Here is a 10,285-nt window from a genome sequence, read left to right on the forward strand (position 1 = left end):
TCTTCAGTTCGACGATTATCTTTTGCGATGAATGAGCCGGTAGTTTGGTACTGCATTATCCAATTATCTAATGCTGATTTGGTGAGGTCATACTCTGCGACGATATCCGCACGTTTTTTACCATTTTGATATAGCATGACCATTTGTTTTTTGAACTCGTTAGTAAAGCTACGTTTTGCTCTTCGTGATGAATCGATTGCCATTGTTGTTACCTTCTCTTATTTTTAGTTTATCATAACAATGACCTTATAAAACTGGTACTAATTAGTGTAGCCGATCCAAGGCGTACATTATTACAGTTTTGGGCCTGATGGTGAGCTACGTTTGACGGGCGGCCAGAGTGGCGGATATGTTTTATAAATGTAAATCATGGGGTTATTGCTAACCATTAGATTTTTTTGTAAACAAAATAAGCAGCGGGTTTATTTGTGATTAACCAATTTATATCATTCGATATTAAATATGGTTTATTTAATTAATTTGTAATAAAAAAATTAATATTTTTATAAATTAGATTGAAATACACTAAACAATATAACCTAATAAGGGAAATGAAAAATGAGTAAATTACGCGGAGTTATTCGGTTAGGCGATTTGACAGATCATGGTGGAAAAGTCATTACTGCTTCATCGACAATGACAATTTTAGGCAAACCTGTTGCTCGATTGGGGGATTTAGTCAGTTGTCCAATAAAAGGCCATGGAATTAATCCTATTATTGAGGGCGAATCAACTTTTTCCGATCAAGGTAAGCAAGTCGCTTTAGATGGTCATAAAAGCAGTTGTGGTTGTTCTTTAATCTCATCAATATCCGAGGTAGGAAAAAGTTAATGTCTATCGATTTAACATTACTGCCAGCTCCGTTGTCTGATGCTAAAAAAATGAATTTTTGGTTCTGGGGTGTTTTGCTTATCGTGTTCATTCTGCTTGGTTGTATCATTACAGTTACACTCAGCTTTTTTTATGACATATCAGATATCCTCTTTATTTCAGGCCTGTTTGCTTTCCCTGTTGTTTCTTGGCTGTTTATATTTTTATATGGTGTTTATCTCTATGGTAATCGTCTAGCTTATATTGAACAGTGGAATTTATGCATAGAAAAGCGTAAACAAAAATTGATTAATTATGGACAAAGAGGGTTATATGTTTTAGGGTTTTCACTTATTAGTGAACAAGGTGATGCAGGAAATGCCGCCGCTATTGTTAATAATGATTTTCTTATTACAAGTAAATTACACCCTAATAGTGGCATTATTACTCCCCACACGACTTTATCTGTGATTGATGGTATGACATCGGAACGCATTAATGAGCGTTTAAAAGTCATTTTTACCCGTTTTGAAAAAGAATACAAAGCTAAATTTGCAGCCGTGTTAACACAATCAAATTTGCATGTTAGGTTATTTATTGATGCTGAAATTTCAAACGATAAAATAAAGGCATTATGGATGGAAACATTGGGAAAAAAAATTTGTCATCCTGCTAGCTTTGAAATTGAAGAGCCCAGCCATTCATCCACATTTATAGAAACATGGTTAGACAATAGTGCTCATGATGATGAGTTGCTTTTGGTGATTAATACACATCTGTTTTCTGCTCCAATTAAAGACGAAGGTGAGTTTGCGTCAATGCTAGTTCTAGCAGGGGAAAACGTAAATAGAGCGCCATTTTTTCCTACTGCTAATTCGCCATTAATAAAAGTTTATCGTAGTGAACAAAAAACGGAATTCACGCAAACTATTGAACATGCTTTATTGTGGAGTAGTGCCGATGATAACCAGTATGGCGGGGTTTGGTATAGCGGTATTTCGACAGATTTTAAAAATGAAATTATGCACTACTTTAATCAAATTCAGTTTGAAGCAAAAAATTATTTTAATATCGATAATTCAATTGGTTATGCTGGTTATTGTTCGTATTGGTTGGCATTAGTATTAGCCATTGAAAATGTATCTATGAAAAAAGATAAACAATTGATCATGGTAGGTAAAACACCACTTACCGCTTCGGTTGTGTCATATTTGCAAGAAAATAACACTGATTAAGCGTTAAGGTAATATATATAGCCATGTCAAATTTTTGATTTTTATTTGTATTTTTACCGTGATAACGTTAAGACATCTTATAGAATATGATATCCTTTAATCCTCCCGACTTATTTGGCAGAATTTGAACAGCATTATAAAGGGATGTATTACTTATTAAATGAGACATTTAATAAAATATCGCACTGAAAATTAAAACTAAAGATTGAGTCTTACTCAAAAATCGGACAAATGCTGCTATGGTATAGTTAAAAATTATAAAATAAAACGACTATGATGAAAAAATTTGTCGTCAAGTTTAAACAACAATTGATTAATCATTTAATTACCTATTTATTTTTATATCACTCAGTAGACATTAGTTAGTATGTTTTAGTTGAATTGCATTTTATTTATATATTAAAAACTGATTATTTTAAATTATTTGCATTAATTTAAAATAATCAGTTAACTTTTTGCTTTTATACTGTTTGGTATATACTGATGTACTGTTTTATCTATATTTATTTTTTATGCTAAAGCGAAGTATTAATCTTTTTATAGCACTGTTTGCTATCGCAATTATTGCCATGGAAACTTATATTTATTGGCATACAAAGTTTCGCCCTTGGCAACCAAGTTCTTCTATAGGCCGATTAATTTATTATTATAGCTTTTTTACGGTGTTATCAAATTTGATGCTGGCATTAAGTTGTTTGTGGCTATCTGTTAACCCCAATTGTAATCGATATAGTTTTAAAGTTATTCGCTTAAATGGTTTGGCTGGTGTGATTATAACGGCTATTGTGTATAATTTAGTGTTAAGAGGTATCCATACCCCGCCTAATGTATTAATGAAAATCACTAACGAAAGTTTACATGCTGTTATACCTGCTTTGGGTTTATTAAGTTGGCTGATTTGGGGGCCATTTAGACGCATCAACGTTCATGTCATTATAGGATCAATATTATCAATGCTATCTTACGGCATTTATATTTTTGTCCGAGGTTATTATACTAATCAATATCCATACCCTTTTATTAATGTTGTACGAATCGGTTATCCCAAAGCTTTGTATGCTTCAAGTATTGTTTTTTTATTATTTTTGGGGTTAGTTTTTTTATTATGGGCGGTTGAACGCTTAAGGAAGCGAAAATGAAACTGTATATTTATGAGCATTGCCCTTTTTGTGTTAGGGCTAGAATGATTTTTGGTCTAAAAAATATACCGGTTGAAAAACAGGTATTATTGAGTGATGATTTTCAATCGCCAGAGCGTATGATTGGTGAAAAAATGGTGCCTATTTTACAAAAAGATGATGGTAGCTATATGCCTGAGAGTTTAGTCATTGTTGATTATGTTGATAACAATTATGGCGATAAACCCATTTTAACAGGTCCTAGATCGCCAGATATCACAGATTTAATAAAACAGTTGCAACAATATGATTATAAGTTAGTGTGTCCACGTTATATAAAACTAGGTTTAGCTGAGTTTGCGACACAAAGTGCTATCGATTCTTTTGTTAATAGTAAATCAAAAAAAATGGGATCGTTTGATGAATGTTTGATGCAAACGGATTCATTAGTGTCTGCCGTATCTGCTATATTAAATAAACTTGAGTTATTTATTGTGTCACCAGATGCATGTAATGGACAATTATCTTTAGATGATATCTGTTTGTTTCCAGTTTTACGGAATTTGACGTGTGTTAAAAGCTTAACTTTTTCATCTAAAATTAAGGATTACCTACAATCAATGGCTAAACTTAGTAAAGTTGATCTATTTTTTGATAAAGCTATTTAACAATTAAAAATGCGGATCTTGCTATTTTTGTTTGATATTAAATCATGGTTCTAGAGCGAGGTATTAAAAAGAACAGGAAAAATAGGAATAAACCTGTTCTTTTTTGTTTTAGCAATTAATTACCTAATTTAACATCAATCACTTCAATATTATTTTTACCGCCATAGATATCGTACCAAGGTGTTGCATATTGTTTTAATATCTTATTGAGATGCTCAACATTTTCACGACCAGTTTGATCTAGCCAAAGTTTTAAACCTTCTTTGCCTCCATTAGCATAGGCCGCAACACCTTCAAACCATGTTGCTCTACCTCCAAGGATGCCGCTATATTTAGCGCCATTTTCACCAGCAAAAATAAGTTCTTGGTGGAAGGTCTTTGTTGGTACACCAGCACTTAAATAGATAAAAGGGCGGGTTGCTACTTCACTTGCTTGTTTAAAATAGTCAGCAGCTTGTTTTTGTGTGTAAACAACTACATTGTTGTCGTTAAAGCCTTCTACATTCTTAAACAATACGGGAACTTCGACTTTTAAAATATCAATATAATACTGCTCTTTAGTGAACTCTTTTATTGTATTGATGACTTTTTGAGGTTTAATTTTTGCAAATTCAGGACTTTTATCATCGGTTATCACGTTATCATATACAATCGGTTCAACAAATACAGGAATATCAGCAGCTCTAGCTTCATTGCCTAAACGTTCTAAAAAAGCATGTTTTTTGTCTAAAATATCTTGAGGATCATCTGGATTATAATAAACCAATACTTTTGCAGCATCGGCACCTTTTTTTATTAGGCGTTGTAATGAATCCTCAGGCAAAATATCGGGTAATCGTCCTGGAGTACTAGCATCATATCCTGTTTTTTCGTATGACATGATTAATCCAGCATTGCTATTTTTAGCCGCCATGCCTTTAAAACCATATTCTTCATCTAACAAAATTGCACTAACATATTTAGTTAATTCTTGAGAGACAAGTTCTTTAAATTCATACACCATATCGATATGATAACGATCTTTCCCCACAGCAGATTCCATCATTTTAACCATTGAACCGCGTTGATCAATCGCTAATGCTGCAATAATGCCATCTTGGTTTGATAACTGCTGCATACGTGTAAATTTACCACGAGAAATACATTTTTTAGCCATTTTATAGCTCTCCGTTTAGTAAGATGTATTATTGTAGTTCTTTTATTTGGTTGTTTATTAATCATTTGTGCTAGTTTTAAAGATATGCTTAATTTTAATAAATTCAATTGTTATATAGTGGCATTATGATTGAGTTAAATTATTACTTAATTTGTTATCTTCTTTTAAAAGATTAAGTGTTAGAGTATAGTAGTTAAAAATATTAAACTGTTTGTAAACAATAATTTACAAGGATGAACATGCCAAAAGTACTCCATACACCGACAAGAACTCTAAATGCTCAGGATTATAAAACGTTGTCGCTTTCTGCATTAGGTGGAGCATTAGAATTTTATGATTTTATTATTTTTGTCTTTTTTTCTATAACCATTAGTCACCTTTTTTTCCCGAATGATATGCCTGATTGGCTGAGCCAAGTACAGACCTTTGGTATTTTTGCTGCTGGATATTTAATACGCCCATTGGGTGGAATTGTTATGGCGCACTTTGGCGATCGATTTGGTCGCAAAAGGATGTTTACGTTAAGTATACTGCTTATGGCATTACCAACACTATTTATAGGTTGTTTACCTACGTATATTAATATTGGTATTTTTGCACCTTTATTGTTACTGCTTATGCGATTATGTCAAGGCCTAGCTGTAGGAGGAGAAGTTCCTGGCGCTTGGACTTTTGTATCTGAGCATGTACCGAAAAATAAAATTGGATTGGCATGTGGAATATTAACAAGTGGATTAAGCCTAGGTATTTTGCTCGGTTCGCTAGTTTCAACGGCCATGAATAAGTGCTTATCTTCGGAACAACTTATTGATTGGGGATGGCGCATACCATTTATAGTTGGCGGTGTCTTTGGATTGATAGCAATGTATTTACGTCGTTGGTTAAAAGAAACACCAATTTTTCTGGAAATGCAAAATCGTAAACAACAAGAATTAGCTAAAAAAATACCAGTGCTCACTGTATTAACGGGGTATTTGCCTCAAACTATTTTATCCATGCTACTCACTTGGGTGTTGTCTGCTGGTATTATGGTTATTATGCTAATGACACCAATTTTATTACAAAAGCAATTTGGTTATTCAGCGATTGATGCGTTGCAAGGAAATATATTAGCCATCATTGGACTAATTATAAGTTGTACATTTTATGGAATGATGATGGATAAATTTGCTATGGGGAAAGTGATGTTAATAGGTTGTGTTATTGCAACTATTGTTATTGCTATTTTTTATCTTTCATTAGATAACCCACATCTTTTATTTATTACTTATTCTTTAGCAGGTTTTAGTGTTGGTATTGTAGGCTCTTTTGCTTATTTTATGGTGAGAGTGTTTCCTACCCAGATTCGTTACAGTGGTGTATCATTTTCATTTAATATGGCTTACGCTATTGCGGGCGGATTAACACCTCTGTTGATCTCCTTTTTGAGTGATTTTGTTAGCAAAATGGCGCCAGCTATTTATGTTATTGGATTATTTGGATTTGGTGCATTGGTTGGATTATATTTATTTATAAAGGATAACAGTCAAAAGTATATAGCTAAAGATATTGCATAACAAATTACAACTATAGACTTTAAAGAATTTTCCGACTGTTAATTTCTACTCAATAAGAGTTTTATTAATACAACTAGTTAATCATATTAATGATTCACCAATGCGATAATTTATCAAGAAATTATATTGGTTTTGTTATCTTGTTATACGATGTGGTTAAAAATATAAAGGAGGCTTATGGTTAATACAAAAAGTCAATAGCATCTAACTATTATTTATATGATATGCTAAATGGAAAGTATAAGAATTTATTTTTGTTTTCCATTTAACTTACTTACCTTATATTCCAGCTTTTCAGGTTTATTCATCCAAACAATAGCTCCCTCATTTTGTTAAAAAGTTTCAGGAAAGACTACGTTTTAGTATAGTTCATTAAGTAATCAATGCTATTTAATAAAATTGTGAAATAACTCAAATTTTTTAAGTGGGATTAGGTTAAAATAAAACCAATGATATTTTAATTTTAAAATTTCCTAGGAGAAAAAATGAAAGCAGCAGTTATTAAGCAAGAGTGCGATGGTCAAGTCGAAATCAAAGATATTCCTATTCGTTCTTTAAAAGCAGGAGAGGCCTTAGTTGATGTTGAGTATTGTGGCCTTTGTCATACTGATCTTCATGTTGCAGCTGGCGATTTTGGTAAAAAACCAGGTCGTGTTATTGGGCACGAAGGTGTAGGAATTGTGATTAAAGTTGCCCCAGATGTAAAAAGCTTAAAAGTTGGTGATCGGGTTAGTATTGCCTGGTTCCATGCTGGTTGTGGTACTTGTGAATATTGTATTTCTGGGCAAGAAACGTTTTGTCGTAATGCATTAAACTCAGGATATACTGTTGATGGAGGCATGGCAGAGCAGTGCATTGTTAAAGCTGATTATGCGGTTAAAGTGCCAGAAGGGCTCGATCCTGCACAAGCAACAAGTGTAACTTGTGCTGGTGTGACTACCTATAAAGGTATTAAAGTGGCTGCTACTAAACCAGGACAATGGCTTGCAGTATTTGGGATTGGCGGTTTTGGGACACTTGCTGTCGAATATGGTAAAAAAGTGTTTAATAATAAAGTGGTTGCTATTAGTAACAGCGATAGCCAATTAGAATTATGTAAAACACTAGGTGCTGATTTGGTCGTTAATCCTAAAAAAGTTGAGGATGTGGGCGTTTATATTAAAGAACACACTGGAGGAGGAGTGCACGGTGCTGTTGTAACTTCTGTGACTAAAACAGCATTCAATCAGGCCATCAATTCTGTGCGACCTTTAGGGCGTGTGGTCGCCTTAGGTTTGCCTTCAGAAAATATGGATTTAAGTATTCCTAAAACCGTGTTAGATGGTATTCAAGTTTTAGGTTCATTGGTTGGAACTCGTGAAGATTTAGCAGAAGCATTTCAGTTTAGTGCAGAAGGAAAGGTCGTGCCGATAGTTGAAAAAAGACCGTTGGAAGATATCAATGATATGATCGACGAAATGAAAGCAGGTAAAATTCGAGGTCGTATGGTTGTTGATATGAAAATGCAGAAGTCTAAATAAATTAACCTTATTTGTAATTCAAAAAGCTGGCTATATGCTGGCTTTTTTATAAATAAAAAAATTATTTATTTGATTTATCGGTGTTTTTATGTAAATGATGTTAATCTTTTCTTGTTATTTTATAAATAAATCCCTATCATAATCAGATTTTGCTAATTAATTTTATATGTTTCAAGAGGAACTTCATGGCAGATCATAATTTAGAGAATAATTTGCGCAAGGATCTTGGTTTAGTTTCTGCATTATCACTAGTCGTTGGAATGGTTTTAGGTGCAGGAGCTTTTATGAAACCTCCTGCTGTGTTAGAAGTTGCTGGTGATTATAATTTTGCGTTGCTAGCTTGGGTAATAGGTGGTGTATTTTCTATTTGTGGTGGTTTAACTCTTTGTGAACTAGGAGTCATGTTTCCTCGAACTGGTGGAATGTTAGTATATTTAGAAAAAATTTATGGAGCAAAAGTTTCTCATCTTTATGGTTGGATGATAACTGTCTTATTTGCGCCTTCACTTATTGGAGCACTAGTCGGGTATTTTAGCTCAGTATTTTGCTTATTATTTCATATCAATGATGCTTATCGAATGGCAGTGAGTGCTGGCGTTTTAGTGTTTATTGCAACAATCAATGCAGTTGGCATTAAACAAGCAGGTTATTTGCAAACCATTGCCACTATATGCAAACTCATTCCAATACTATTATTAGCTATATTTGGATTATGGAAAGGTAGTGGACAAGTGGTATTGTTCAGTGCTAGTGGGCAAGGGATTGAAAGCTATGCGCCTTTTGCTGTTGCTATTTTAGCTACTTTATTTGCGTATGACGGTTGGGCGCAAGTCGCATCGGTAGCTGGTGAAATCCGTAATCCGTCGAAAGTTTTACCCCAAGCCATAATTTTAGGCATAATCTTCCTTGTTGTAGTTTATGCTTGTATTAATATTGCATTATTCAAAATTTTTCCTGTTAAAGAAATGGTATCACTAGGACATGATGCTTCAGCGGTTGCTTCACAGCGGATGTTTGGGCATTTTGGTGGTAATTTAGTTGCAGTTGGTATTATGGTTTCCATCTTAGGTGGTATTAATGGCTATATTATGACGCTATCTCGTACAATTTTTAGCATGGGAGAACGAGGGACTATTATTGGTGCTAGTTATTTAAGTACTATTGATGAAGAAAGTCGCTCACCAGTTAATGCGATTATCGTTTTAGTTATTTTTTCTTTCCTTTATTCAGTGTTACTCGATGCTGATCGTCTATCTGAAATATCGATGTTTTCCATATGGGTATTTTATTTATTAACTTTCATTGGTGTAATAATTGCTCGAAGAAAATACCCGAATGTGACTAGAACTTATAAAGTAATTGGTTATCCGATTATTCCTATCATCGCTATGTTAGGTGCAATATATGTTATTTACGGAATGTTAATTTATCAAACCGTAAATGGTATAGCTTCAATAGTGGTCACCTTAATTGGTTTGCCTGTGTATTACTATTATCATATAAGAAATAAAAATAAAGCGCTATCACTTGGCGAAATGAAAAAATATGATACTAGCACTAAATATATGATCGTTACGGTTTCAATAAGTATCATTTTGGGATTAATTGTTTATGGTTATATCGTTAGTGGCAAATGATAAGAATAGTTAATTATTAATTTAAATTCTAAAATCAATACAATAAATAGGCCGGCTAATGTCGGTTTATTTTTTTAAATAAAAAGTTAAATATAATTTGAAACCAAGCTATAAATATCCTGAATTCAAACATGAAGTGCAATTTTAAACACGGTGGAGTGAAGAAAGTAGAAAGGCGATTTATACTAGCACCTTCGCACCACCACAGTTTGGAGATTGCTATGTATTATAATCACCTTTCTAGGAAGGAAAGATACCAGATATTCGTATTATTACAAGCAAAGAAGGAGACCGCCGTTATAAACGGTCAATTAAACAACGTCCAAGTTATGTAGAAAGCCGGAAAACGCGAGGACATTGGGAGGGCGATACGATTATTAGCCGTAAAGACAAGCAAGCATTGGTGACATTAGTTGAACGCAAAACAGGGCTAGTATTAATTGGGCGCCTCAATCAACGTACCGCCTCCGAAACGAGAGATATGATAATAAAATTGCTAACGCCGTTTGAAAAAATGGTTAAAAGCATCACCTTTGATAATGGAACCGAATTTAATTATCATCATGCTATTGAGCATTATTTAAA

11 protein-coding genes are annotated in these 10,285 nt (G+C 33.5%); 9 read left to right on the forward strand and 2 right to left on the reverse strand.

All coding sequences use genetic code 11. From position 1 onward, the window contains the following. On the reverse strand, positions 1-203 hold a 203-nt coding region (locus A9G38_RS02745), incomplete at its 3' end, for a helix-turn-helix domain-containing protein (RefSeq protein ID WP_141671696.1). A 355-nt stretch (positions 204-558) separates the two neighbouring features. Between A9G38_RS02745 and A9G38_RS02750 the strand changes: the two genes are divergently transcribed. The 4 genes from A9G38_RS02750 to grxB all read left to right on the forward strand — a co-directional run bounded on the left by A9G38_RS02750 (position 559) and on the right by grxB (position 3,831). After that, positions 559-831, forward strand: a complete 273-nt coding sequence (locus A9G38_RS02750) for a PAAR domain-containing protein (RefSeq protein WP_034915139.1) — start codon at positions 559-561, stop codon at positions 829-831. Beyond that, positions 831-2,045, forward strand: coding sequence for a hypothetical protein (locus tag A9G38_RS02755; RefSeq protein WP_034915141.1), 1,215 nt, complete (start codon positions 831-833; stop codon positions 2,043-2,045). The genes A9G38_RS02750 and A9G38_RS02755 overlap by 1 nt, the downstream gene beginning before the upstream one ends. Positions 2,046-2,557: 512 nt before the next feature. Continuing rightward, the gene (locus A9G38_RS02760) at positions 2,558-3,184 is read left to right on the forward strand and encodes a Pr6Pr family membrane protein (RefSeq protein ID WP_051634346.1); all 627 of its coding nucleotides are present in this window, start codon (positions 2,558-2,560) and stop codon (positions 3,182-3,184) included. Continuing rightward, positions 3,181-3,831, forward strand: a complete 651-nt coding sequence (gene grxB / locus A9G38_RS02765; protein ID WP_034915144.1) for a glutaredoxin 2 — start codon at positions 3,181-3,183, stop codon at positions 3,829-3,831. The genes A9G38_RS02760 and grxB overlap by 4 nt, the downstream gene beginning before the upstream one ends. Before the next feature lie 115 nt (positions 3,832-3,946). Here the strand turns inward: grxB and A9G38_RS02770 are convergent, their stop codons facing one another. Next, positions 3,947-4,987, reverse strand: coding sequence for a tagatose 1,6-diphosphate aldolase (locus tag A9G38_RS02770; protein WP_034915147.1), 1,041 nt, complete (start codon positions 4,985-4,987; stop codon positions 3,947-3,949). A 239-nt stretch (positions 4,988-5,226) separates the two neighbouring features. Between A9G38_RS02770 and A9G38_RS02775 the strand changes: the two genes are divergently transcribed. From A9G38_RS02775 to A9G38_RS12185, 5 genes are all read left to right on the forward strand, one after another. After that, on the forward strand, positions 5,227-6,543 hold the full coding sequence (locus A9G38_RS02775; RefSeq protein ID WP_034915150.1) for an MFS transporter: 1,317 nt from the start codon (positions 5,227-5,229) through the stop codon (positions 6,541-6,543). Between the two features lie 485 nt (positions 6,544-7,028). Continuing rightward, a complete protein-coding gene (gene adhP, locus A9G38_RS02780) occupies positions 7,029-8,063 on the forward strand; it encodes an alcohol dehydrogenase AdhP (protein ID WP_065623129.1) in 1,035 nt (344 codons plus the stop codon). 185 nt (positions 8,064-8,248) lie between these two features. Continuing rightward, a complete protein-coding gene (locus A9G38_RS02785; RefSeq protein WP_034915161.1) occupies positions 8,249-9,700 on the forward strand; it encodes an APC family permease in 1,452 nt (483 codons plus the stop codon). Between the two features lie 131 nt (positions 9,701-9,831). After that, positions 9,832-10,035, forward strand: a complete 204-nt coding sequence (locus tag A9G38_RS11915) for a hypothetical protein (RefSeq protein WP_141671699.1) — start codon at positions 9,832-9,834, stop codon at positions 10,033-10,035. Beyond that, positions 10,011-10,285: IS30 family transposase (locus A9G38_RS12185; protein WP_255307528.1), on the forward strand; the 275-nt coding region annotated here is incomplete at its 3' end. The genes A9G38_RS11915 and A9G38_RS12185, both read left to right, overlap by 25 nt.

The sequence above is a fragment of the Gilliamella sp. Imp1-1 genome (assembly GCF_001690415.1).
In the GTDB taxonomy this organism is placed as follows: domain Bacteria; phylum Pseudomonadota; class Gammaproteobacteria; order Enterobacterales; family Orbaceae; genus Gilliamella; species Gilliamella bombi.

Bases quoted from the DNA above. Each gene is read 5' to 3' on its own strand.
- grxB (WP_034915144.1), top strand. From the start codon at position 3,181: ATGAAACTGTATATTTATGAGCATTGCCCTTTTTGTGTTAGGGCTAGA.
- A9G38_RS11915 (WP_141671699.1), top strand. From the start codon at position 9,832: ATGAAGTGCAATTTTAAACACGGTGGAGTGAAGAAAGTAGAAAGGCGA.
- A9G38_RS02755 (WP_034915141.1), top strand. From the start codon at position 831: ATGTCTATCGATTTAACATTACTGCCAGCTCCGTTGTCTGATGCTAAA.
- A9G38_RS02775 (WP_034915150.1), top strand. From the start codon at position 5,227: ATGCCAAAAGTACTCCATACACCGACAAGAACTCTAAATGCTCAGGAT.
- adhP (WP_065623129.1), top strand. From the start codon at position 7,029: ATGAAAGCAGCAGTTATTAAGCAAGAGTGCGATGGTCAAGTCGAAATC.
- A9G38_RS02750 (WP_034915139.1), top strand. From the start codon at position 559: ATGAGTAAATTACGCGGAGTTATTCGGTTAGGCGATTTGACAGATCAT.
- A9G38_RS02785 (WP_034915161.1), top strand. From the start codon at position 8,249: ATGGCAGATCATAATTTAGAGAATAATTTGCGCAAGGATCTTGGTTTA.
- A9G38_RS02760 (WP_051634346.1), top strand. From the start codon at position 2,558: ATGCTAAAGCGAAGTATTAATCTTTTTATAGCACTGTTTGCTATCGCA.
- A9G38_RS02770 (WP_034915147.1), bottom strand. From the start codon at position 4,987: ATGGCTAAAAAATGTATTTCTCGTGGTAAATTTACACGTATGCAGCAG.